The sequence below is a fragment of the Streptomyces sp. NPDC060064 genome, from assembly GCF_042736455.1.
Classification (GTDB): Bacteria; Actinomycetota; Actinomycetes; order Streptomycetales; family Streptomycetaceae; genus Streptomyces.
Map to the genome: position 1 here is coordinate 195,546 of NZ_JBHWWF010000007.1, position 23,552 is coordinate 219,097.

14 protein-coding genes and 2 pseudogenes are annotated in these 23,552 nt (G+C 69.2%); 4 read left to right on the forward strand and 12 right to left on the reverse strand.

The genetic code is table 11. The features are described 5' to 3' along the window. Window positions 1-33: 33 nt before the first annotated feature. The 10 genes from ACFWDI_RS11950 to ACFWDI_RS11995 all read right to left on the reverse strand — a co-directional run bounded on the left by ACFWDI_RS11950 (window position 34) and on the right by ACFWDI_RS11995 (window position 18,601). Window positions 34-1,332, reverse strand: a complete 1,299-nt coding sequence (locus ACFWDI_RS11950) for an acetyl-CoA carboxylase biotin carboxylase subunit family protein (protein ID WP_385303195.1) — start codon at window positions 1,330-1,332, stop codon at window positions 34-36. Then, window positions 1,329-2,975: a condensation domain-containing protein gene (locus tag ACFWDI_RS11955; RefSeq protein WP_385303196.1), complete on the reverse strand. Its 1,647-nt coding sequence runs from the start codon at window positions 2,973-2,975 to the stop codon at window positions 1,329-1,331. The genes ACFWDI_RS11950 and ACFWDI_RS11955 overlap by 4 nt, the downstream gene beginning before the upstream one ends. Then, window positions 2,972-4,255: a cytochrome P450 gene (locus tag ACFWDI_RS11960; protein ID WP_385303197.1), complete on the reverse strand. Its 1,284-nt coding sequence runs from the start codon at window positions 4,253-4,255 to the stop codon at window positions 2,972-2,974. The genes ACFWDI_RS11955 and ACFWDI_RS11960 overlap by 4 nt, the downstream gene beginning before the upstream one ends. Beyond that, window positions 4,252-6,036, reverse strand: a complete 1,785-nt coding sequence (locus ACFWDI_RS11965) for an amino acid adenylation domain-containing protein (protein ID WP_385303198.1) — start codon at window positions 6,034-6,036, stop codon at window positions 4,252-4,254. Before ACFWDI_RS11965 ends, ACFWDI_RS11960 begins: the two co-directional genes overlap by 4 nt. Next, window positions 6,033-6,833 (reverse strand): thioesterase II family protein, encoded by an 801-nt coding sequence (locus ACFWDI_RS11970; protein ID WP_385303199.1) that lies wholly within the window; start codon window positions 6,831-6,833, stop codon window positions 6,033-6,035. The genes ACFWDI_RS11965 and ACFWDI_RS11970 overlap by 4 nt, the downstream gene beginning before the upstream one ends. After that, complete coding sequence (locus ACFWDI_RS11975) at window positions 6,830-8,086, reverse strand: MFS transporter (protein ID WP_385303201.1); 1,257 nt, start codon at window positions 8,084-8,086, stop codon at window positions 6,830-6,832. Before ACFWDI_RS11975 ends, ACFWDI_RS11970 begins: the two co-directional genes overlap by 4 nt. Beyond that, the gene (locus tag ACFWDI_RS11980) at window positions 8,086-8,319 is read right to left on the reverse strand and encodes an MbtH family protein (RefSeq protein WP_385303202.1); all 234 of its coding nucleotides are present in this window, start codon (window positions 8,317-8,319) and stop codon (window positions 8,086-8,088) included. The genes ACFWDI_RS11975 and ACFWDI_RS11980 overlap by 1 nt, the downstream gene beginning before the upstream one ends. Next, window positions 8,316-14,252 carry an amino acid adenylation domain-containing protein gene (locus tag ACFWDI_RS11985; RefSeq protein ID WP_385303204.1) on the reverse strand — a complete coding sequence of 1,979 codons (5,937 nt, stop codon included), beginning with the start codon at window positions 14,250-14,252 and terminating at the stop codon, window positions 8,316-8,318. The genes ACFWDI_RS11980 and ACFWDI_RS11985 overlap by 4 nt, the downstream gene beginning before the upstream one ends. Before the next feature lie 1,821 nt (window positions 14,253-16,073). Beyond that, window positions 16,074-16,952 (reverse strand): universal stress protein, encoded by an 879-nt coding sequence (locus tag ACFWDI_RS11990; RefSeq protein WP_385303205.1) that lies wholly within the window; start codon window positions 16,950-16,952, stop codon window positions 16,074-16,076. Between the two features lie 779 nt (window positions 16,953-17,731). Then, complete coding sequence (locus ACFWDI_RS11995) at window positions 17,732-18,601, reverse strand: universal stress protein (RefSeq protein ID WP_385303206.1); 870 nt, start codon at window positions 18,599-18,601, stop codon at window positions 17,732-17,734. 796 nt (window positions 18,602-19,397) lie between these two features. Here ACFWDI_RS11995 and ACFWDI_RS12000 point away from each other — a divergent pair. The 3 genes and pseudogenes from ACFWDI_RS12000 to ACFWDI_RS12010 all read left to right on the forward strand — a co-directional run. Then, a pseudogene (locus ACFWDI_RS12000) lies at window positions 19,398-19,793 on the forward strand (universal stress protein); the annotation flags it as partial. Window positions 19,794-19,880: 87 nt separating this feature from the next. Then, window positions 19,881-20,297, forward strand: a complete 417-nt coding sequence (locus ACFWDI_RS12005) for a universal stress protein (protein ID WP_385303281.1) — start codon at window positions 19,881-19,883, stop codon at window positions 20,295-20,297. Between the two features lie 150 nt (window positions 20,298-20,447). After that, complete coding sequence (locus tag ACFWDI_RS12010; RefSeq protein ID WP_385303208.1) at window positions 20,448-21,143, forward strand: response regulator; 696 nt, start codon at window positions 20,448-20,450, stop codon at window positions 21,141-21,143. A gap of 197 nt (window positions 21,144-21,340) precedes the next feature. On the opposite strand, the gene ACFWDI_RS12015 is transcribed toward ACFWDI_RS12010, so the two are convergent. Continuing rightward, window positions 21,341-21,658, reverse strand: a complete 318-nt coding sequence (locus ACFWDI_RS12015) for an ATP-binding protein (RefSeq protein ID WP_351451531.1) — start codon at window positions 21,656-21,658, stop codon at window positions 21,341-21,343. On the opposite strand from ACFWDI_RS12015, the gene ACFWDI_RS12020 reads away from it, so the two are divergent. After that, complete coding sequence (locus ACFWDI_RS12020; RefSeq protein ID WP_351451533.1) at window positions 21,555-21,767, forward strand: CGNR zinc finger domain-containing protein; 213 nt, start codon at window positions 21,555-21,557, stop codon at window positions 21,765-21,767. The two genes, ACFWDI_RS12015 and ACFWDI_RS12020, sit on opposite strands and share 104 nt — an antisense overlap. Here the strand turns inward: ACFWDI_RS12020 and ACFWDI_RS12025 are convergent. Beyond that, window positions 21,761-23,068, reverse strand: a pseudogene (locus ACFWDI_RS12025) (GAF domain-containing protein); the annotation flags it as partial. The gene ACFWDI_RS12020 and the pseudogene ACFWDI_RS12025 overlap by 7 nt on opposite strands. Window positions 23,069-23,552: the final 484 nt, after the last annotated feature.

Sequence of the window (23,552 nt, forward strand, 5' to 3'; positions counted from 1 at the left end):
GACGCCCGGTTCAGGCCCGGCCCGGGCACCGGCTCATGCGGCGTTCGTGTCGTTCGTGAGCGCCTCGGCCGTGATGCGGCGGACCGGTCCGCCGGGGAAGGCGAAGTCGTACGACAGTGCCTGGACCGCCTGCCGCACCACCTCGATCATGGACTGGTGATCGTCGCAGGTGCCCCAGATGACATCGAGCGGATACGTCATGACGCCGCCCGGAATGGCCGTGCCCGGCTTGGCGTAGTTCCGGTACCCGACGACCCCGGGGATCCGGCGGACCTCGGTGGGCCCGTGGATGCGCTCCAGCCGGCACGCCTGTGTCGGAGCCATCGTGTTGAACTGGAAGTGCACCTGCCCACCGAAGTCGAGCGGGCGCGTGCCCGGCTGCTCGCCGAGCGCCAGCAGCCCGCCGAGGCGTACCAGGTCGACCCCGAACGCGCTCCGCGTCGTGAGATTCATGTGGCCGGTCAGCCGGCCGTTGATCTCGATGATGCGGGGGCCGGCCTCCGTCAGCTTGAGCTCGGTGTGGGTGAGGCCGTACGTCACGCCGAGCGCCTGGAGCGCACGGGAGGTGAGGTCCAGGATCGCTCGCTCCTCGTCCTCCGGCACGTGGGCAGGCCAGAACCTGCCCGGCTCCCGGAACGGCTCCATGAGCGGGAACTTGCCCGTGACGGCCAGGTGGTCGACGCCCTGCTCGGTGCACACGCTCTCCACCGACACGTAGTCGCCGTACGGCAGACTCGGCCTGCCCCGCAGCAGCTCCTCGACCGTGAACTCGGTGGAGCCCGTCTCGTTCTCTCCCGAGAAGAGCAGGGCCAGCACCTCCGTCGCCTCGGCGTCCGTCGTCACCGCATAGGTGTCACGGCTGCCCCCGCCCTGGACGGGCTTGATGATAGCGGGCAGGGAGACCATCGCCAGCGCGGCCGGCCACTCCTCCGGCGAGCGCAGCGGATGGGAGCGGACTTCGTCGACGCCCCGGGTCCGCAGGATCCGGCGCTGGCGCACCTTATCCGTCAGGACATGGGCCACGTCCGGGGAGTGCGAGGGGAGTCCCAGTGCATCCGCAAGCTCAGCCGTCTTGCGGATCATGCGCTCGCTGTAGGTGAGCACCGCGTCCGGTGCCGCCTTCCGCACGAGGTCGATGTCCTCCTGCGACGAGCCCGTCAGCGCGACGACATCGCCCAGGCTCTCCATGACCGGGCGCAGCAGGCGGTTGTGGGCGGTGTCGGGTACGAGGAACACCACACGCCCGAGGTCCCCAAGTCCCACACCGATCTCTCCCGCCGATGCCGCGCCGTCGTCGTACACGACGGCCAGCGTTTGTTCGCCGGGGCTCATGTCACGTCCTGCGAGGCGGCGTTGGCCAGGGCGGACTCGAAGTGCCGTGCGTACTGCCCGACGCTTCGTACCTCCAGCAGCGCGGGGTCGTAGGCGACGACGACGCGGCTGCCCGCCTCGGTGCCGTCGACCTCGAAGTCGACGCGGAAGGGGAAGCTGGGCTTTCCCCGCACCCACCAGGAGCGGGTCTCCACACCGACCGCGGCCGGAAGGTCCTGGTAGACGTGGAAGTCCATGAAGTTGAACACGGTGTCGAACGGAGCTCGCTCCAGCCGGCTCTCGATCTGGGCCAGCGGGAAGGCGCGGTAGGGACCCGCCTCGCGCTCCAGGTCGAATGCCTGTCGTGCCATCTCCGCCCAGGACTCGTCCAGGGACGCGAAACGCAACGGGACGGTGTTGAGGTACAGCCCGACCATCAGGTCCGACCCCGCCTGCTCCGGCCGGGTGTTGACGACGACACCGGTCACCAAGTCCTCTTGGCGCCCGGTCCACTCCGACAGCGCCCGGACATGGGCCGCGAGAGCGACCGACTTCAGCGAGGTACGGGCCGTACGGGCCGTAACCCGCAGACCGCGCAGAACCTCGTCGCTCAGCGGGAACTCGGCCTTCGCCACGGCGTTGGCCGCACCGCTGAACTGTCCCCGCTCGAACAACAACGGAGGGGTGTCCGCCTGCTGGTGCCAGAAGTCAGCGGCCTCCGCCGAGGCGAGCAACTCGCGCTCGGCGACGATGAAGTCGCGTTCCCCCGCGGCCGGCAGTTCGGGCAACCGGGCCTCTTCGCCCTTGAGGCCGGCGGCGTACAGCTCCAGAAGGTCCACGATCAGCCGACCGTAGCTCCAGCCGTCGATCACGGCGTGGTGGGTGGCCACCGCGACGTGGAAGGAGTCTGGTTGGGCCACCACATGACAGCGGAACAGCGGGGCGCGGCTCCAGTCCATGGGCAGCTGGAGGCCGTGCTCGTTCCACGCGCCGACCAGCTCCCGCGCCTTGGCCGGATCGGACTCCGGCAACTGCTCGATCGTCAGGGGCAGTTCGATGCCCGACCACTGCAGCTGAACGGACTCGGAGAAGGTGCCCAGGTCGAAGGAGGTGCGCAACGCCTCGTGGCGCTCGCACAGCCGGCCGAGGGCCGAGCGGAAGACGGCCTCGTCGAACGCGGCGACCGTCTCCCAGCCGATCACCGAGTGGTAGAGCTCGGGGTCGCCGCTGGTCTCACAGAGGTAGATGATGCCGACCTGCAGGGCGGAGGCGGGCAGGGCCGTCTCCACACCTGCCGGCACCAGGGCCAGATCGCCCGCGGCGAGGAGACTCTCGCCGCCCGCCGGGCCGGGAGCGGGCTGCGCAGTGCCGGGCAGGGGCTGGACCGCCGACGAGGACAGGTGCTCGGCGAGTTCGCGCACCGTGGGGTAGTAGAGCAGGTCCTTCAGGGTCATGGCGATGCCCTGCTGTTGCGCGGACGCCACGACCCGCAGGGCGATGAGCGAGTCGCCGCCGAGCGCGTAGAAATCGTCGTCGGGTCCGACGTCCTGCCCGGACAGGTGCTCGCTGAGGATGGCCGTCAGGGTCGCGGGCAGGTCGGTCGTCGCAGCTGCCGCCGGGACGTCGGCGTCGGTGTGCTGCATGGTGCTGGTCCTCTCGTTCATGCGCTCAGTGCCGTTTCCGTTCGACCGCCGAGTGCCGCTTCCGGGCTGCGCGGTGTGGCGCGTACGGGAAGGCTGGTGAGACCGGCGACGAAGTTCGACGCGAGGTGGCGCGGTTCGCCGGCCAGGGTGATGTCCTCGGTGGTGCGGAGAACTTCCTCGAAGAAGATGCGCAGGGTGATGCGTGCCACCGTGGCGCCCAGGCAGTAGTGCGCCCCGTACCCGAACGCGATGTGCCGGTTCTCCTGGCGCGTCACATCGAAGCGGTACGGGTCCGCGAAGACGTCCGCGTCGCGGTTGGCGGAGCCGACCCAGACGGCCACCGCGTCGCCGCGGGGCACGACGCCGCCGCTGAGTTCGACGTCCTCCACCGCGTAGCGCAGGAAGCTGCTCGCCGGGGAGGTCCAGCGCAGGCCCTCCTCGACGAGCGCCGGGACGAGGGCGGGGTTCTCGCGGACGGCCCGGAACTGATCGGGCCGTTCCAGCAGGGCAAGCACCGTACCGGCCACTGTGTGCGGGGTGGTCGCGTTCGCCCCGAGCAGCAGGCTATAGCAGTTGACGACGACTTCCTCAGGGGTGAGTTCGCCGTCGCGCATCGTCATCAGCACACCGATCGCGTCGTCGCCCTCGGCGCCCTTCCGGGCCTCGTACTGCTCGGAGAAGTACTTGAAGAGCTGGTGGTGGGCGATGGCGAGGGTGGCGTGCCCGTTGCGGATCACGAAGAACGGGTCGTCCGGCGCGGCGGCCATGCCCGTCCACTGCACAAGGTCGTCCCAGTGCGGCTCCGGGAGGTCCATCAACGTGCCGGACACGGCCATGGGCAGCATGGTGGCTCGCTGCGCCAGATCCCACTCACCGCCGTCGAGCGACGGGGCGAGCAGGGTACGCACGGCTTCCCGGATACGGTCCTCGCTCCTCGCCAGTCCACGGCCGGTGAACAGCTTGTTCAGCGGCCGGCGGAGTTCACCGTGGCGGGGAGGGTCGGTGGCGACCAGCATCTTGCCGGAGGCCGCCTCGGCGTGGCCGAGCTGGTTCAGCAGACTGCCGCGCTCGGAGGTGAACTCCCGGTGGCTGCCCAGCACGCGGCACGCGTCGTGGTACCGGGTCACCGACCAGAAGGAACGACCGTCCGGCAGCTCCTGGCGGTGGAGCGGTGCGCGCTCGCGCATGACCGCCCAGACCGTGTGCGGATCGTGACCTGCGTGGAAGTCCGAGTCGAAAAGGTTGACTTGGGACAGGTCGACGGCCGCCATGCCGGCGGCGGTGACTTCCGGGATTCTCATGGTGTGACCCCCGCCTTCTCGACGGACCGGGCCAGACCCGCCGGAGAGGGGTCGAGGTAGAAGTCGATCGGCGAGATCTCGACCCCGAACTCCCGGTGCAGTTCGGCGATGATGGCCACGGCCATCAGTGAGTGACCGCCCAGCTCGAAGAAGTCGTCGTCGGCGCCGATCCCGTCGAACCCGAGATGGTCCGACCACATGCCGGCAACCGCGGTCTCCAGGCGTCCCTCGGGGGCCCGGTGATCGGCGTTGACCTCCGGCCGTTCAGCCGTGTCCCTGCGCTCGAGCGCCGCCCTGTCCACCTTGCCGTTCGCGGTGAGGGGCAGTTCGTCCACCGTACGCACCAGGGAGGGCACGGCGTAGCTGGGCAGGATATCGGTGAGCCGCCTGCGCATTTCCAGAGCGGAGGGCTTGGCGCCCTCGCCGCCCACGACGTAGGCGATCAGACGCCGGTCGCCCGACTGCCGGCGCTGGGCGACGACCTCGGCCCGGCCCACACCGGGGAGGGCGGTCAGCGCGGCAACCACCTCGCCGGCCTCGATGCGAAAGCCGCGGATCTTCACCTGGCCGTCGCCGCGGCCGATGAACTCCAGGCTCCCGTCGGCCTGCCGGCGCACCAGGTCGCCCGTGCGGTACATGCGCTCGCCGGGGACGTCGGCGTAGGGATTGGCGACGAAGCGCTCCGCGGTGATGCCGGGCCTGTCGAGGTAGCCGTGGGCCAGACCTTCTCCGGTGGCGTAGAGCTCGCCCGGCTCTCCGTCCGGGACGGGCCGGAGACGGTCGTCGAGTACCAGCACACCCGTGCCCGAGATGGGCCGGCCGATGGGTACGGTCGCGCTGTCCACCGGCTCCCGCACGGTGTGGGTCGTGGTGAAGGTGGTGTTCTCCGTCGGGCCGTAGCCGTTGGTCACCGCAGTGTGGGGGATCGCGGCCACGGCACGGTTGACGTGCGCGACCGACAGGGCGTCACCGCCCGCGAGCAGGTGACGCAGGTGGGGCAGGTCCGTCAGGCCCTGGTCCACGGCCCGGTGGAACAGGCCGGCGGTGAGCCACATGACGCTGATCCGCTCATCGCGTACGAAGCGCAGCAGTTCGGCCAGGGAGAGGTCGCCGGACGGGGCGACGGCCAGGGTGGCGCCGTTGAGCAGCGCGCCCCAGATCTCCAGCGTTGAGGCGTCGAACGCGACGGGCGCGAAGTGCAGGAACGTGTCGGTGCTGTCCATGCTGATGAAGTCGGCGCCGACGACGAGCCGCAGCACGGCGCGGTGAGGCACGCATACACCCTTGGGCGTACCGGTCGACCCCGAGGTGTACGCGACGTACGCGGTGCGGTCGGAGCCGGAGCCCGAACCCGAGTCCAGGGTCGGCCGGGCGGGCGGCCGTTCACGTGCCGCGCCCTGTTCCTCACCGGGCACGATGACCGTGCAGCCGTCGCCATCGAAGCCGGTCGCGGAGCCCTTGTCTGCGAGCACCACCCGTACGGAGGCGTCCCGCAGGATGAGGTCACGTCGCGCCTCGGGCTGCTTGGAGTCCAGCCCGAGGTAGGCGGCCCCCGCTTTGAGGACGGCAAGCATCATGACGATGCTCTGGGCGGAACGCTCGGCGCACAGCGCCACGACGTCGCCGGGGAGCACCCCGGACTCGGCCAGCAGGTGGGCCAACCGGTCGGCCTGCGCGTCGAGTTCGGAGTAGGTCAGCTGGCCGTCGTCACCGTGCACGGCGATGCGGTCGGGGTATGCGGCTGCCCGGCGGGCGAAGAGGGCATCGATCGTGTCCGTCATGACAGATTTCCTTCGTGGGCCGCGGCCGTCAGTGCGGGCGGCGGATCCTGGGGGAGCGCCAGCGAGTGCAGCGTCCGCAGCAGTTCGGGAGGCCCGGACAGGAACGCGTAGTGGGCACCGGGTAGTTCGGTGTACGTGACGCGCTCGGAGTACGCGCTCCAGCCGTGCATCTGGGACGGCTCGATCTCCGGGTCCTCGCTCCAGTGCAGAACGGTGATGCCCGACGGGACGGTTACCGCCTGCGGCCGGTGATAAGCGCGGTTGGCGTCGAGATCCCGGTGCAGCACGCTCAGGGTCAGCTCGATCAGCATCGGGTGCGGCGCACCGCCCCGGGCGACCACGAGTTGGCTCAGCTCCTCCGACAGTTCCGCGTCCGTCATATGGAGGAACCGGTCGTTGGGGCAGTCGTGGGGCGCGACCTGAGCCGAGACGACGACCTCGACCGGTGTGGGCAAACCCTGGCGGGCCAGGCGCAGAGCCGTCTCGAACGCGGGCAGCGATCCGGCGCAGTGCCCGAAGAACACCGAGGGCCGGTCGAGGTAGGGAAGCAGGTCCTCGGCCAGAACCTCGGCCAGCTCCTCGTACGTCCCGAAGTGGTCGTCGCGGATGCGGTTCTCCCGCGACGGCAGCTGAACGGGGCAGACCTCCACGTCGCCGATCATGCGGGGCCACTGGTTGAACATCGAGGCGCCGACGCCGGAGTACGGGAAGCAGAAGATACGGGCCGCCGCCTCCTGCGAGGGGCGTCGCAGCAGCGACCGGGGGAACTTGGCGGGGGCGGGGGCGGGAGCAGTCATGCCGCCACCTCCGAGGCCGCGGTGCCGGCCGTCCGGTCGGGCTCCGTCTTCTCGGTCACGCTGCGTACGGAACGGAGCAGGAGTACGGTCGGTCCCGCCAGCATGATCAGTGCAGCGGCGCCGAAGAGGGCCGTGTCGACCCCCACCATGTCCGCCGCGGGGCCTGCGCCCGCCATGCCGAGGGGAACCAGCGCGAAGGATCCGAGCGACTCGTAGGACATGACGCGCGAAAGAGCCTCCGGCGGCACGTGCTTCTGCAGCGCCGTGTCCAGGGTCACCTCGTAGACGTCGATGCACACGCCGGCGAGGAACGTGGCCGCGGCGATGGCCGCGAGCGGTGCCTCCGCCGCCATCAGCAGGACCGAGAGGGGGAATCCCATGGTCAGCAGGGCTGCTGCCTGCGCAGGGCGGCGCGGCCTGACCTTCATGGCGACCACACTGCCGACGACGAACCCTGCCGCCTGCGCGACCAGGACCGTGCTCCACGCGGAGGCTCCGCCGAGGGACTCGTCGGCCACCACCGGACCGAGGACGTAGAAGCTGCCGGCCAGCAGCACGTTCACGAAGGCGAGCTGGGAGACCATCACCCACACCCACTGATTCGCCGTGAACTCCTTCCAGCCGTCACGGATCTGCTGGATCAGCGACGGGCCCTTGGCGGGCACCACCGCGTTGGTCATCCTTACGGCGAGCAGCAGCAGCGCCGACAGCAGGAAGGTCCCGGCGGGCACGAGCATGGTGTTGTCCGCGCCCATGGTGGAGACCAGCACACCGCCCAGGGCGGCACCGAGGATGCTTCCGCCGCGCATGGACAGCTTCAGCAGGGCGTTGGCGGACTGAAGGGCGTCGCCGGACACCAACTGGGGCATGGCCGAACGTGACGCCGGCTCGAAGATGGCCGTTGCCGCACCGCTGAGCGCGGCGAACCCGGCGAGCATCCACGGCGTCGCATGCCCCGTGATGACGAGGGCGGCCGCGGCGCCCTGGGTGAGTCCCGCGCCCACGTCGGCGGAGATCATGACGCGGAGTTTTGGCCACCGGTCCGCGAACGCGCCGCCCAGCAGGACGAACGTCACCTGGCTGAGCAGCCTCGCAGCCAGCACCACGCCCAGCATCGACGGAGATCCGCCGGGCAGGTGCAGCACCGTGAAAGCGAGGGCGATCGGCGCGACGGCGTTGCCGAGGAGTGAGACGGACCGGGCGCTGAAGAGTGCCAGTACCGAGCGATCCTTGAGGATTGCGAAATCGCCCATCATGCGCCGCGGTTCCCTTCACCGGCAGGGGAAGAGGCCAGGGCCGTAGCCACCGGCCGCAGGTCGGTCCAGTGGGTCTCGACGTAGGCCAGGCAGGCATCCCGGGAGCCGGCCGGGTGCACCACGGTCCAGCCGGCCGGCACCTCGGCGAACACGGGCCAGAGCGAGTGCTGGCCCTGACCGTTGAGCAGGACCTGGAACTGGCCCTCCGGGTCGTCGAAAGGATTGGTCATCGTGCGTCCCCCTGCGTACGGCTGCGGTCGGCAGCGTGGATGTCGGCCAGTGCTGCGGCCAGGATCGGCCCCATCTGCGCCAGCGACCCGGGCTGGTTCATTGCGGTGTGAGTGGAATCGACGGCGTGCCAGCGCACGGCGCCGCTGACGTACTGCTCCCAGACGTCGGGCATCGGCGCGCCCTCGTTGCGGCCCTCGGTGGCCAGGAAGAACAGCAGATCGCCGTCGAACCGGCCGGGCACATGGTCCTTGACGATGTGCCGGTTGTGGGACATGGCGGTGAGCAGCGCCACCAGCTGGTACTCGTTGAGACTCGCCAGGGCACCGGTGTCCTGCTTCAGGACCTCGAGTACGCCGGAGATCTCCTTGGATCCCGCCTGCGGCACCACCCCCGGCCGGGAGGGGTCCAGCAGCGCGGCGACCATGTTCTGTTCGTCGACGCGGTAGTGGTCGGGCACGCCCGGATAGCAGTCCAGCATGGCCAGCAGGCCGATCTCCGCGCCGTCCGCCTGGAGCTGGGTGGCCATGTCGAAGGCGACGATGCCGCCGAAGGACCAGCCCAGCAGGTGGTACGGGCCCTCAGGCTGGATGCGGCGGATCTCGGCGACATAGGCCGTCGCCATCTCCTCGACGGTGGCCGGCATGTCGTCCGGGTGCAGCAGTCCCCGGGCCTGGATGCCGTAGAACGGCATGCCAGGCGGGACGTACTTCATGAAGCTCGAGTAGCTCCAGGCCAGGCCGCCTCCGGGGTGGATGCAGAACAGCGGCGGCAGGTCCCCTCCGGTGCGCAGCGGCAGGACGACCTCCAGCGCGCCCGCTCCGCTGTCCACGCCCGCACGCTCGGCGAGACCAGCCACGGTGGGGGCCTCGAAGAAGCTGCGCATGGAGAGTTCGAGCCCCAGCATGGTCCGCACGCGGGAGATGAGCCGGGCGGCGAGCAGCGAGTGACCGCCGAGCTGGAAGAAGTCGTCGTCGATGCCCACATGCGGCACGCCGAGCACTTCGGCGAACAGGCCGCACATCACTTCCTCGCGCGGATTCCGGGGGGCCCGGGAGCCGGCGGTGCCGGCGAGGGACGGCTCAGGCAGCAGACCGCGATTCAGCTTTCCGTTGCCGCGCAGCGGCAGCGTCTCCATCTCCACATACGCGGCCGGAATCATGTAGTCCGGCAGTCGGCCGCTCAGGTGGTCCCTGAGCTCGCCGGGTCCGGGCACGGGTCCGTCACCGGCCGGTACGACGTAGGCCGCGAGACGGGGGTCGCCCGGATGGTCCTCGCGCACGATCACGGCCGCGCGCGACACCGCCGGATGCTCCGCCAGGACTTCCTCGATCTCGCCGAGTTCGATTCTGAAGCCGCGGAGCTTGACCTGACCGTCGGCACGGCCGATGAAGTCGAGTGAACCGTCCCGGAGCCGGCGCGCCAGGTCGCCGCTGCGGTACATGCGCTCACCCGGTGCGCCGAAGGGATCGGCCACGAAGCGGGCCGAGGTGAGCCCGGCGCGCCCCAGATACCCGCGGCCGACGCCGACACCCGCCAGGTAGACCTCGCCAGTGACCCCCGGCGGGACCGGGTTGAGATGCTCGTCGAGCACGTACACCCGGGTGCCCGACAGGGGCCGCCCGACGGGAATACGGGTCCGCAGGTCCTCCGGGCGTACGGCGTGGACGCACGACAGCATCGTGTTCTCCGTGGGGCCGTACTGGTTCATGACCTCGCAGCCCCAGGACTCCAGCAGCGCTCCGGCCTCGGGGGCGCGCAGGGCCTCGCCGCCGGTGGCGACGAGCCGCAGGCAGGAGAAGACGACCGGATCCGCCCCCTCGGCGAGTACGGCCTCGAGGAGCGACGGCACGATGAACAGGATGACCGAGGGCCGTACGGTACGGACTTCACCGATGACGGTCCGCGGGTCCCGCGCGCCTTCCGGCGGCAGCAGCGCGACCGCGGCGCCGACGGACAGCGGGGCGAAGAGCTCACGCACCGAGGGGTCAAAACCCAGCGCCGTGATCTGCAGGCTGATGTCCCCGGGGGTGAGCCGGAAGCGGTCGACGACGTCGTGCAGCCTGCTCACCACACCACGGTGCTCGATCATCACGCTCTTGGGCGTGCCGGTGGAGCCGGAGGTGTAGATGATGTACGCGAGGCCGGACGCACAGGCCACGGACACGGGCCGCGCCGTCGCTGCCGTACGCAGCCGCTCGTCGCTGTCCACGCGCAGCACACGCGCGTTTGCCGGCAGGTCGAAGCCGCCGGACAGGTCCGTCTCCGTCAGCAGGACCGAGGCACCGCTGTCGGCGAACATGAAGGAACGGCGTTCCGCGGGGTGTTCGGGGTCCAACGGCACGTAGGCGGCTCCCGCCTTCCAGATGCCGAGGATGGCCGCGACGGCCTCCGGGCCGCGGGAGAGACAGAGGGCGACCCGGCTCTCGGCCGAGACGCCGAGCTCGCTGAGCCGGTGGGCGAACTGGTTGGCCCGCTCGTCGAGTTCACGGTAGGTCCAGCGGGTGTTCCGCTGGATCAGGGCCACGGCGTCCGGGGTCAGGCCGGCCTGCCGCTCGACCATCGCCGCGGTATCGGGCAATGCGGCCGGGGCTTGTGCGGTGTCGTTCCACTCCGCGAGCAGCCGCCGCTCATCGCCGGAGAGGATGTCGGCCTCGCTGAGCCGACTGCCGGGCTCCGCGCATGCGGCCCGCAACAGCCTGACCAGTCGGCCGACCATCGCCTCGGCCGTCGCGCGGTCGAAGAGGGCGGTGCTGAACTCCAGGCCGCCACCGATGCCGAGCACGTTCCCGTCGAGGTCGCGCCGCTCGTTGAACTTGAACGACAGATCGAACTTGGCCGTGCCACCGGACACGGGACAGGCGTCCACCGAGAGCCCGGGCAGACCGAAGTCGTCGGGCATGCTGTTCTGCGAGGCGACCATGACCTGGAACAGCGGGTGACGCGCCGCGGAACGCGTCGGGTTGAGGGCTTCCACCAGCCGCTCGAACGGCAGGTCCTCGTTGTCGAAGGCGGCCAGACTCACGGCGCGTACGCGCTGCAGCAGCTCGACGAAGCTCGGGTCACCGGAGGTGTCCGCGCGCAGCACCAGGCTGTTGACGAAGAAGCCGACCAGGTTGCTCAGGGCGTCGTCGGTCCGGCCGGCGACAGCGGTGCCGATCGGTAGGTCCGTGCCGGCTCCCAGGCGGGTGAGCAGCCCGGCCACAGCGGCCTGGAGGACCATGTTGACGGTCGTGCCCGTCGTCCGCGCCAGCTGCGAGATTGCGCGGTGCAGATCCTCGTCCAGGTCGATGCCGACCAGGTCGCCCGAGAAGTCCGCGGCAGTGGGGCGGGGCCGGTCGAAGGGCAGGTCGAGCTCTTCCGGGGAGTCCCGCAACGCCTCGGTCCAGAAGCCGAGTTGCCGGTAGAGGCGCGCGTCCGGAGCGTCCTCGTCGCCCAGAAGTTCCTGCTGCCACCCCGCGTAGTCGGCGTACTGGACGGGCAGCGGCTCCCAGTCCGGCGCCCGTCCGCTCAGCCGCGCCGTGTAGGCACGCGCCAGGTCACGTACGAGAGGCTCGAGCGACCAGCCGTCGCCCGCGATGTGGTGCAGGACGAGGAGAAGCACGCTCTTCTCCTCGTCCTGCACGAACAGTTCCGCGCGCAGGGGAAGATCGGCGGCCAGGTCGAACGCCGCCCGTGCCGCGCCCGTCACCTGGGCGTCGAGGCGGTCGGGGGTGGTGTGCGAGACGGACAGCGGCGTGCCGAGCGCGTCGGGCGGAAGGATGTGCTGGTACGGCGTGCCGTCCTGTTCCGGGTAGACGGTCCGCAGCACTTCGTGCCGCAGGACGACATCCCGCAGGGCCGCGCCGAGGGCGTCCGCGTCCACACGGCCCGTCAGATGCAGGGCGTGCGGAATGTGGTATGCGGGGGAGCCTGCGTGGACCTGCTGCAGGAACCACAGCCGCTGCTGGGCGTACGACAGAGGGCTCCGGCCGTCGCGCGGGCGCGGGAGCGGTCGCAGCGCCGGGCGGCTGGAGTCCGCCGCGCCTGCGGCCGCGAGCGCCGCGGGGGTGCGGGCTTCGAAGAGATCCTTGACCGCGACCTCGAGGCCGACCGATGCGCGGATGCGGTTGACCAGGCGGATCGCCATCAGGGAGTGGCCGCCCAGGGCGAAGAAGTCGTCGTCGGAGTTCACCGAGGGACGGTTGAGGACCTGTGCGAACAGCTCGCAGAGCAGCTCTTCGCGCAGCGACCGCGGGGCCGCTCCGTCCGCCGGCCTGCTTCCGCGGACGTTCCTGGACTCGGGCAGCGCCCGGTCCGGGTCCGGCAGCGCCGCCCGGTCCAGCTTGCCGTTGACCGTCATCGGCAGTTCGTCCATCGCCACGAACGCCACGGGCACCATGTAGGCGGGCAGCAGTTCGGACAGCCGGCTGCGCAGCAGGGGCTCGTCCGGTGCGACTCCGTGGGTGTCTGCGTGTGCGTGTCCGTGCGCAGGGACCACATAGCCGACGAGTTCCCGTTCGCCGTCCACGTCCCTGACGGCGACGGTCGCCTGTCCGACAGCCGGAAGTGAGGTCAACGCGGTCTCGACGTCGCCGAGTTCGATCCGGAAGCCCCGGATCTTGACCTGCTCGTCGCGCCGCCCGCGGTACTCCAGGTCGCCGCCCGGCAGGCGCCGCGCCAAGTCGCCCGAACGGTAGCCGCGCACCGTGCGGCCGGCCGGGCCGGTGACGTCGACGAAGCGTTCCGCGGTCAGCTCGGGCCGGGCGAGGTATCCCAGGGCCACGCCGGGGCCGGTGACCACGACCTCCCCGGTCTCCCCGTCGGGCACGGGACCGAGGTCTTCGCTCAGGAGAAGGATGTCGAGATCGGGAAGGGGAACGCCGATGAGGCTGCCTTCCCGGCCGAGATCGTCCTGTGTGACCCGCCGGTGAGTGGCGTGCACTGTGATTTCGGTGATGCCGTACATGTTGACGAGTTCGGGGTCGGAATCTCCGTACTTCCCGAACCAGGGTGCCAGGTCGGAGAATTTGAGGGCCTCTCCGCCGAAGACCACGTATCGGAGGGGAAGTCTGTCCTCGCTCCGCGATTCCTCGGCGATCAACTGGGCGAATGCCGTGGGTGTCTGGCTCAGCATCGTCACCCGCTCGTCACGGAGTAACGCACGGAATCTCTGCGGGTCCTTCGCCACTTCACCCGGGACGATCACCACAGTTCCACCGTGGAGCAGAGCGCCCCATATTTCCCACACGGAGAAGTCGAACGCGAAGGAGTGGAACATGGACCAGACGTCGTCCGGTCCGAAACCGAAGAGCGGGTCGGTGGTAGTGAACAGCCGCACAACGTTGTCGTGCGTGACCTGAACGCCTTTGGGGCGCCCGGTCGTTCCGGAGGTGAAGATGATGTACGCGCGGGTGGACGGGGCGACCACGGGCGGCTGGTAGGGCTTGAGAACGTGGCTCCGCTCGTCGTCCACGGACAGGACCGCATGTCCGCCCGGAACCGTGCTCACCAGGGCGTCCGAGGTCAGGATGAGTGCGGGCGCCGCATCCTCGAGGATCACCTCGAGCCTCGCGCTCGGGGACTCCGGGTCCAGCGGGACGTAGCAGGAACCCGTTTTGAGAACCGCGAGTGCCGCGATCACCATCTCCGGAGATCGCTGGAGGAGAATGGCGATCGGCCGGTCGGGGAGAGACGTGTGCGCCTGAATAGCCGCCGCCAACTCGTCGGAGCGGCGGTCGAGATCCTCATAGGTGAGGCCCTGCTTACTGAATTTCACGGCGAGGCGTTGAGGAAAGCGCTCGACGGACGACGCAAAGGCGTCGAGAAGCGTATTGCGTGCAGGATCGACGACAGAATCGCCTAGCATTATTTGAATTCCCCCGAATCTGGACGCCGAATGATACTGCCCCGGTTCAAACGGTTTCCCGCGCCCGGCAGTTCGGCGTAAGTGCATCCCCCTGAGTAGTGGTCAAGCTATCCAGCGGAGTTGGCCTGAGCAAGGCGATGTGGTCCAGATCACTAGGCATTTGGATGGCTGGATTCATGGCGTCGATGGCTGCCGGGAGTGAAGTCCGCTTGCAACTCCGGAGGTGATGGCATAGAGGCCTTCCGGGGGAGGTGTTTCTATGTGTGCGGATTGGGACGGAACTCCTGCGCATGCCGTGCCGGCGTACGGCGATGCGGTGGTTACCGCCGGGTCGCGGAAGGCGGCGCACGGAAATCGCCTGTGAAGAAGTTGTGCCCGAACCTCCGGCTGGTCCGGCTCGATGGGTTCGTTTCCGGCCAGTGTCACGACCCGTTGCACGCGGTAACGAAGCGATCGGTTCGCGGTGAAGACCGTTCGAAGAGGGCCTCGACGTCACCTTCGACGGCATCCACACACGCCGGTGATGTCCGAACACGTAGGCGCCTGCTCCGGCCGGATTTCGTAGCGGCGCAGGGACGCCAGAGCTGCTGGCACCTCCTGCCACCCGATGGCCCCGGACATATTCATGAGCAACACCGCCTCGCTTCCGGCCGGCGCATCATGCTTAACGCGAGCGGTGAAGTCAACAGCCGGACCGTCGTCCCGATTCCAGGTGCACTAGGAGCGGCAGACGCGCGAAACTTCGTCAATGATCTCCGCCGCCGAACGGTAGTAGGCACGGCCTGAAACCGCAGCCTCCGATGCCCCCTGAAGGACGAGGGGCGACTCCCCGGGCACACCCCTCAGATCGATCTCAATGCCATGCCGTGCGTAGGACTCCAGGGACAGCGGAAACCGGTGCGCAGCCACCACAGCGGCGGAGGCCGTCTGGGGAGACCGTTCCACCTTCTGTCCGTGGACCCGCCCCACCATCCGCACCACCGTGGTGGCACGCTCTGGCCCCAGGCCCGTCACGTGCCGGATTCTGTCCTCGTGTTCCTGCTTCAGTTGACAAGACGGGCACGCTCGGTCTCAGGTGTCGTATGGGGGATGCAACCCCGGCTGTGCCCGCGGCCCGGGTCGGCGCCGGAAGCGTCTGCTCTGTGCGGGACAGCGCAACACGGGCGCTACACGACCACTCGCCACACCTATCCCGTGGGTGGCGTACACCGTCGGACCGCTCACGGATCAAGATCCGGACCATTCCCGGACCAACGACCCCAACACTTCCCCGAAATGCCAATGTTTCCCCTGGTCAGCGACATGCAAGACCTGTACCGCCAGCAGACGAAGAACCTTTTGGTGAGCTACTCGCCGAAGAAGCTCGGCTTCTTCTAGGGCCAAGCAGAGGGCGCCTGAACTGGGCTGCTGCCCGTCAGGCGCCCTCTGCGCCATCCGATTACAGAGCAGCCCTGATTGCGTCGACTATCCCAACTCCTCCCACCGGTCTCCCACTCCTGACCAGCAGTTGCGGACCAGTCGCGGACCAGATCCGGCACTCAGCCCTGGGGAACTTGGCGTAGTGCCGGAAGAGGACTTCAATGCTCTGCCCGGCTCGGCGTGCGCATTCGGCCGGGGCTCCACGTCAGAGTGCAGCCAGAAGGAGATCCCGGCGTGCCGAAGGTCGTAAGACCTCGTGGGCCGGCCGTTCGGCGCCACGCCGAACCGGTCGATGTGTGATCTCAGCGTGCTCACGAAGGAGGGCGGGCGGCACGGGCTGCGTGGCCTTGGCAGCGCGTCGTTTTGGGGAGTGCACCTCATAGACCTCACCGCGGTCGGTCCACTCCTTGCCGGAGGTTACGACCCCGCCCCGTCAGGTTGAGCATGCCTCACCCGGCCTCCGGGAGTCCCCCAGCCGCTGTAGGACGTTCAGTATGCGGCTATGCCTTCCCGCGGCGGTACCACGATCAGAGGGCAGGTCGCCTGATGGAGGAGCACGTGGCTCACCGAGCCGAGCAGCATGCCGCGAAAGCCGCCGAGCCCGCGGGACCCGACCACCAGGCACCGCGCATTTGCGGCCGTGTGGGCCAAGGCCCGCGCCGGGTGGCCATACCTCACCCGATAGTCAACCTCAACCTCCGGGTACTTCTCCCGCCAGCCCGCTGTCGCTTCCGACAGCTCGGTCCTGGAGCGATTCTCGACATCGGCCCGCTCGCCGCCTACCGCCCGCTCGCGATGCAGGTAGCGCACCATGACCGCCCGCAGTCGAGCCCCGGACACCGCGGCCTCTTCGAAGGCGAACGCCATGGCATCGCGGGAATTGGCGGATCCGTCGACCCCAACGACGACCAGGGGCGGCTCGCCGACGGCGTGCTCGGGTTCGCGGGCCACCACTACCGGGCACCCGGCATGGGCGGTGAGGGTGACCCCAAGGGGGGAGACGGTGAACAGCTGCTCCGCCACGTTCAGCCGCTTCGCACCCACCACCAACAGAGCGGCATCCGCACCCTGTTCCACCAGCACCCGGGCTCGCGGACCGTCAGCGGAACACGCCTCGACCTCCAAGCCCGGATGGCGTGCGTGGACGAACTCGACAGCCTCACGCAACACCGCCTCTCCGCCGGCTCGGAAATGGGCGCTCCAGGTGCGCTCCGGGTGGGGGACGTGGGGGGCGGGGTCTGCTCCCGGCGGCCATTCCAGCGCGTGTACCAGCCGCAGCGGCAGTTGCCGCAGCGCGGCTTCGTCCGAGGCCCAGGCAAGGCCGGTTCTGCTTGCGTCGGATTGGCTGACTCCGGCGACTACGGGCATACGCCCGTGGGCATGGGGGGCGGGGGCCGTAGGCATCTTGGCTCTCTCCTTCACTGTGACAGCGCCGACATACCGGCCCCATCAGCCTCGCCGCACCGCCCGCCACACGCGAGGGCCATCAGGTGCCCGCCGGGGGACCACTGGTCCCGCTTGAGGCGCACCCCAGATGTCGCAGCCGTGCCCAGCCCCCGGACGTTACTTGGTGGGACCGCCATTCCCCCACCAGCCGACAGATCGAACGACAGCCGGACACCCCGGGAGCGGGCCCGGCGAACCGACGGGCCGCCATATCGTCGGGCCTTTCCCCGGCCTCAGCAAGCCAAAGGTGAGCATGCGGACGTGTCGCAGGAAGAGTTCACGTTTCGCTCGTGACGCATCTCCGCCTCGGCCTTCACCTACCTGCCCGTGTTCGATGCCGGACTGCAGGATGACATCAGTGCCCAGGTGACTCAGGCGCACGGCGACATGTTGCTGCCGTGGCGGCAGAAGTTCCACCCGGTGGACGTGGTCGAGAAGCCGGTCCCGGGTTCTGCTACGCGGCAGCTGTCGGCGGCCGCCGGGGGCGCCGATCTTGTAGTGGTCGGCCGGTCGCATCCGGCGCGGTCCGCCGGGGCCCGCACATCGACCATGTCGCCCATGCCGTCATCGAACACGCCGCGTCGCCCGTCGCCGTGGTGGCCCACGACTGGCCGGCCGCGGCCCAACCCCGAACCGCCCTGGACGGACCCGTCCAGGGCGGTTGCGGTGTAGCGGGGCGGCGTGGTCCCATGCGCGCGGTGTCAGGGGTGCGGTACGACCGCGACCGCACCGGGCGCGTGGTGGAGAACAGCATGGGTAACTGAGCCAAGACGGCGCAGGCCCGTGTCGTGTGTGCGGCGTCCGACGACCACAAGGCTCGCGCGGCCGCTGTTGGACAGCAGAACCTCCGAGGCTGCGCCGATCTCGACATGCTCGATGACATCCACATCGGGGTACTTCTGGCGCCAGGGCCCCAGGGCGTCGGCCAGGATCTCCTTGTGCAGCGGCTCCAAGCCACCCGCCTGATCGGCCAGCCACATCGATCCCGGACTCCAGGACAGGACCGACGGGATGCTCCAGGCGCGTACAGCTCGAAGCGTCGCTCCGCGTTCGGCGGCAGCCGCGAAGGCGAACTCGAGGACTGGCCCGCCGGCTTCCTCTGCTTCCTGGACGCCGACGACGACCTCGTCGAAGCGCTGTTGCACTGTGGTCTGCCTCGGCCCGCGCACCATGACGACCGGCCCGGTCGCCTGGCGCAGCACCTGCAGAGACACAGAACCGACCAGATAGCCGGTCAGCGCGCCGTAGCCGCGAGAGCCCAGCACCAGCATCTCGGCCCGCGCGGCTTCGGCGACGAGCGTCGGTACGGGGTCATCGACCAGCAGCTCGGTAGTGACGTTCAGGTCCGGGTACACCTTGGCCACGCGGGCTTCCGCCTCGTTCAACACGTTGCGCACCCACCGCTCCTCCATAGCACGGTCCCCGATGTACACCGTGTCGGTGCCGCGCCACACCCAGGCGTGCACCAGGCGCAGGTCCATCCCCCGGCGCGCCGCCTCGTGCGCCGCCCAGTCCGCGGCGGCGAGGGCGTGGTCTGTTCCGTCCAGTCCAACGGTGATGGTGCCAGGCATGGTCGCCTCCCGGTGGTGCCGCCGCGGTCAGTATTCGCAACGGACTTGCCGACTTCGTGAGGTAGACGATTACAGAGGAGGGACCGGCGGCGCCTGGGCCGATCGTCCCTGGCCCGGGTCTTCTCGGCCCTGTTCCACCCTGTACCGACCACCGCCGAGCCGGGAACGATCCCTGCACCGCGCTCGGGCCCCTACGCAGTCGGGGCTACGACCGGCGTCTCCCCTCGTCGGGCGAACGTCGGCCGCACGTGGGGGGAGCGCCACCAGCTCGCGGGCGATGGCCTTCGCCCAGGAGCGGATCCGCTCATCGGCGCCTCGATATTGCCGCGAACCACAGGGACCAGTCTCCGCGGTCAGCGCCGGAACGGGACAGCCTGTCAGCCGTACGGCCTCGACCCGCAGTCGGGGACACCAGCAGGTGATCGCGGCGGCGTGACACCCGGGCAGCGCCTCGGGCGATACGGCCAGAGCTCCGCAAGGTCGGCCCTGGACCGCGGGGAAACTGGACGCCCCGCAACGGCAGCCGGCAAAGAGCAGCTTCCCGAGCCGTCCAGTCCGCGGTCCCAGCGCTGCATGACGACCCGTCAACTCCAACAACCACACTGCGCGCCATGACGGTCCACCTTCCGTCGGCCGGAGAGCAGAGCCTCCACCCGATTCCACCTTCGGTCGCAAGCGTGCCCCTCGGGAGGGGCCTTTCGGACCGCAGAGCGGGCCTCGCGACCCCTGCCCCCTTTGCTCGGCGCGGGTGAAGCTGCTGCCAGGAACACGACAGACCAAGCAGGAGGTACTACTCATGGCCCGTGCCGTGATCGTCGGGATCGACGGCTCTCCCGAGAGCCTGACTGCCGCGCGCTGGGCAGCCACAGAGTCCGCGCTCCGCACCGTTCCGCTCCATCTCGTGCACGCCTGGGAATGGTCTCCCGCCCCCTCGGCTTCCGTCCCGACCAGTGAGACTCAGCGTCATTGGGCCGGTCGCATCCTCCGTACAGCCGTGGAACAGCTCCGTAGCAGCCACCCTGGGCTTCGGCCGACCCACGAGCAGATATCGGACTCGCCCGTCGCCGCGCTCCTGGCAGCAGCCGAGAACGCCGAGGTGCTCGTCCTCGGCTCCCGCGGCCTGAGTGGAATGGCCGGATTCGTGACCGGCTCCGTAGCACTCAGAGTGGTCGCCCATGCTCCGCGGCCGGTCGTACTCGTACGATCCGAGAGGCATACCGGGGCACACTCATCTCCCGACGTACTCCGGCCGACCGGCGCTCCCCACAGCTCCGACGTTGTGGCCGGCATCGACCTCACCCATTCCTGCGACGAGGTGATCGAATTCGCCTTCGAAGCGGCCCTCGTACGCGGCGTGGGCCTGCACGTCGTACACGGCTACACCTTGCCGTCCTCGTACGCGATCGCCGCCGGTGGGGGCACGCTCATCGACGATTCCGGGCTGGTCAGGGAACGTGAATACGCGCTGAACACGGTCCTGGAGCCGTGGCGCGACAAGAGCCCTGAGGTTGCCGTCCGTGCCAGCAGCGTTTCGGGGCAGGCCGTCGCCCACCTGGTCGAAGCGGCTGCCGATGCGCCGATGCTGGTCATCGGCCGACGCGAGCGAACATCCCCCCTCGGAATGCATCTGGGGTCTGTGGCTCACGGCGTGATTCATCACGCAGCCTGCCCGGTGGCCGTCGTGCCCCACGCCTGAGACCAAGCCTCGGTCCAGGTGACCGCCCGTCGGGTGGGGCTCCCGTCGCGAGATACGCGGGGGCCCATACGGCCCTGGCGCGGTCCCATGGCGACGGGCTAAGGATGGAACCACAGGGCAAGGTGCTCGTGACAGTGTGGAGGACAAGCTATGACCGAGGACCTGGAAACGTCACCGCGGAAGCCGATTCGCGTATTCCTGCTCGACGACCACGAGGTCGTGCGGCGCGGGGTGAGCGACCTGCTCGACGCGGAGCCCGATATCGAAGTCGTCGGTGAGGCGGGGACAACAGAACAGGCTCTTGCCAGAGGGCCGGCGCTGCGTCCTGACGTCGCCGTGCTGGATGTGCGGCTGCCGGACGGCGACGGGATCACGGTCTGCCGAGAACTGCGGTCGAGGATGCCGGACCTGGCATGTCTGATGCTGACCTCTTTCGACGACGACGACGCACTCCTCGACGCGATCATGGCGGGGGCCGCAGGCTATGTGCTGAAGGAGATCAAAGGGTCTGCCCTGGTTGCCGCGGTCCGCACCGTCTCCTCCGGCCAGTCAATGCTCGACCCAGCGACCACGACCCGTCTGATGAGTAGCCTCCGCGGCGACTCTCCGCAGAACACCGAAGCAGGCGCACTGTCCGGGCTCTCCACCCGCCAACGGGAGATCCTCGATCTCATCGGAGAGGGACTGACCAACTCCCAGATCGGGAAACGGCTTTACCTCGCGGAGAAGACGGTGAAGAACAACGTTTCCCGCCTGCTCGCCAAGCTGGGCGTCGAGCGGCGCATCCAGGCTGCGGTCATGGTCACGCAGGCCGCTCCGCAGGCCCCCGTTCGGCGGGACCGCTGAAGCGGAGGAAGGCACTCGTCAGTCCGGGAGAGAGAGCCTTCATCCAGGGACGCCCGGTACCTGCCACGTCGGGCGCGTGCCGCCGTGCGGGGAGGTGTCGACGGTCCATCGGGCGCCGAGCCCGGCCCACGACGGGCGGAGACTGAGCGCTCACGGGGTACCGTGCACTACTTCGCGCCGCGCTGTCCGAGGCGGGGTCACTCGTCGGCCGAAAGGGGAACGCTCCAGTCCACGACACTGCCAGTGGGCTGATTGGGCGCAAGGACCAGAGCTCCTCCGAGTTCCTCGGCACGGGTGTGTAGGTTGGCCAGGCCGCTGCGGTGGGCGCGCGCGGGGGCAGTACCGCGGCCGTTGTCGGTCACCCGCAGCGTAAGGTGCGCCGAGGTTACCTGGGCGGTGATCTCCACCTCGGTGGCGTCGGCGTGCCGGGCGGCGTTTGCGAGGGCTTCGCGGAGCACTGCAAGAAGGTGGTCTGCCATGGCTTGTGGGACCAGGGTGTCCAGCAGCCCGGTCATGCGCAGCGCAGGTGCGAATCCCAACGCCTCGGATGCCCGGTTCGATTCGGCCACCAGGCGGGAGCGCAGCCCGGTGTCCTCGGGGCGACCGCGCTGTTGCAATCCGTAAATGGTGGAGCGGATGACCTTGATGGTGTCGTCGAGGTCATCCACCACTCGTGCAATGCGCTCGGCGACCTGCGGTCGGTCGGCGACCTGGGCGAGGGTGGACTGCAGGCTCAGACCGCTGGCGAACAGGCGCTGAATGGCCAGGTCGTGGAGATCGCGGGCGATACGGTCACGGTCGGTCAGAACGAGGAGGCGTTCGGCGTCGTGCCGATGTCCGGCGATCTCCAGGGCAAGAGCGGCATGGTTGGCGAATCCGGCGATCATGGCCACGGCCGCGTCGGAGAACGCGGGACGGCCGCAGTGGCGGGCGACTTGCAGGACACCGCGCACATGCTCGGGCGTACCGAGGGGGACCAGGAAGACCGGTCCCAGGGTCGTGGAAGCGGTGCCCCGTTCGGCGCGGGGGTCGGCGTTCCAGTCCTGGGTGGTGATCGTCTCGCCTGAGCTGTAGACCTTCCCGGCCAAGGTGGTGTGCGACAACACCAGTCCAAGGGCACGATTCGCGTCCGTTCCGGCGGCTGCCTCGATCACCAGATTGCCGGTGCGAGGAACGGGCACGGCGAGGGTGACCACGTCGGCGTCGGCCATCTCGAGGACGGTGGCGGTGAAGTTCCGCAGTACCTCGGCGGGTTCAATGCCGGACAGCAGGGCACGGGTCAGTTCACCGCTGGCCATCAGCCAGCGTTCCCGACGCTGGACGGCGTCGTACAGCCGAGCATTGTCGATTGCCACCCCGGCTGCCACGGCCAGCGTGACCAGCACCGCTTCGTCATCGGCGCCGAACTCGGCCCCGCCCCGCTTCTCGGTCAGGTACAAGTTGCCGAACACCTTCTCACGCACCCGGACGGGGGCACCGAGGAAGGTCCGCATCGGTGGATGGCCGGCCGGGAAGCCGGAGGCTTCGGGCTGCTCGCCCAGATCGACCAGCCGCAGCGAGTGCGGTTCACGGATCAGGAGCCCCAGGATGCCCCGGCCCTGCGGATAGGGCCCGATCTGCTCGATGGTCTCGTCGCCCATGCCGACCGTGATGAACTGACTGAGCCCATTCTCGTCACCAATCACGCCCAGGGCCCCGTACCGAGCATCAACCAGGTCGGCTGCGGACTGCACTATCTGCTGCAGTACAACACCAAGGTCCAAGTCGCTGCCGACGGCAAGAACCGCCTCCAGCAGCGGATCTACGCGATCCCGGGGCGAGCGCGCAAGGACTGCCTGCGACTGCGGGTCGTTCAGCAGCTCGTCCAGCCGCAGCTGCGATGCCGCCGCCCCGGTATCCCCCTCGGCATCCGTGTCCTCGCCCACTTCGGCTCCCTAAGACCGCCGGCACATTGCCTTTGGCTCCTCCAGCCTGCCCCGGACGGATCGGTCTGCACGCATCCACGCGTTCCAAAAAGAACCCGCGTTCACGAAGCCGTCCAGCATGCTGCGGGGCACGAACCCATCACACCTGCGACGCTCGATGACGCCCACCACGATCTGGATGATGCTGCCGGGGATACCGGCGAAGAGGCCATCGAGTCGCTCTGACAGGGCCGTTGGGCCCCTTGGCGAGGCCGTTCGGCCCTCGCCACTGAACCCGAATACGGCACAGGCTGAGATGGCGGGCACCACGCCCATGAGCCCTCACCCACTGAAGTGATGGCGCATGGCGACTGCCGAGGATCAACACAATAGGGCAGGAGTTCGTGTCCATGATCGTCATGCTGTACGGGCGGCAAGCGGCCCGGTGCGCGCCTTGGTAAGCGGATCTTCTACCGCTGGCGGCCGACGCCAATTGCCGAGCCAC

Bases quoted from the DNA above. Each gene is read 5' to 3' on its own strand.
- ACFWDI_RS11950 (WP_385303195.1), bottom strand. From the start codon at position 1,332: ATGAGCCCCGGCGAACAAACGCTGGCCGTCGTGTACGACGACGGCGCG.
- ACFWDI_RS11955 (WP_385303196.1), bottom strand. From the start codon at position 2,975: ATGAACGAGAGGACCAGCACCATGCAGCACACCGACGCCGACGTCCCG.
- ACFWDI_RS11960 (WP_385303197.1), bottom strand. From the start codon at position 4,255: ATGAGAATCCCGGAAGTCACCGCCGCCGGCATGGCGGCCGTCGACCTG.
- ACFWDI_RS11965 (WP_385303198.1), bottom strand. From the start codon at position 6,036: ATGACGGACACGATCGATGCCCTCTTCGCCCGCCGGGCAGCCGCATAC.
- ACFWDI_RS11970 (WP_385303199.1), bottom strand. From the start codon at position 6,833: ATGACTGCTCCCGCCCCCGCCCCCGCCAAGTTCCCCCGGTCGCTGCTG.
- ACFWDI_RS11975 (WP_385303201.1), bottom strand. From the start codon at position 8,086: ATGGGCGATTTCGCAATCCTCAAGGATCGCTCGGTACTGGCACTCTTC.
- ACFWDI_RS11980 (WP_385303202.1), bottom strand. From the start codon at position 8,319: ATGACCAATCCTTTCGACGACCCGGAGGGCCAGTTCCAGGTCCTGCTC.
- ACFWDI_RS11985 (WP_385303204.1), bottom strand. From the start codon at position 14,252: ATGCACTTACGCCGAACTGCCGGGCGCGGGAAACCGTTTGAACCGGGG.
- ACFWDI_RS11990 (WP_385303205.1), bottom strand. From the start codon at position 16,952: ATGCCCGTAGTCGCCGGAGTCAGCCAATCCGACGCAAGCAGAACCGGC.
- ACFWDI_RS11995 (WP_385303206.1), bottom strand. From the start codon at position 18,601: ATGCCTGGCACCATCACCGTTGGACTGGACGGAACAGACCACGCCCTC.
- ACFWDI_RS12010 (WP_385303208.1), top strand. From the start codon at position 20,448: ATGACCGAGGACCTGGAAACGTCACCGCGGAAGCCGATTCGCGTATTC.
- ACFWDI_RS12015 (WP_351451531.1), bottom strand. From the start codon at position 21,658: ATGACCGGGCTGCTGGACACCCTGGTCCCACAAGCCATGGCAGACCAC.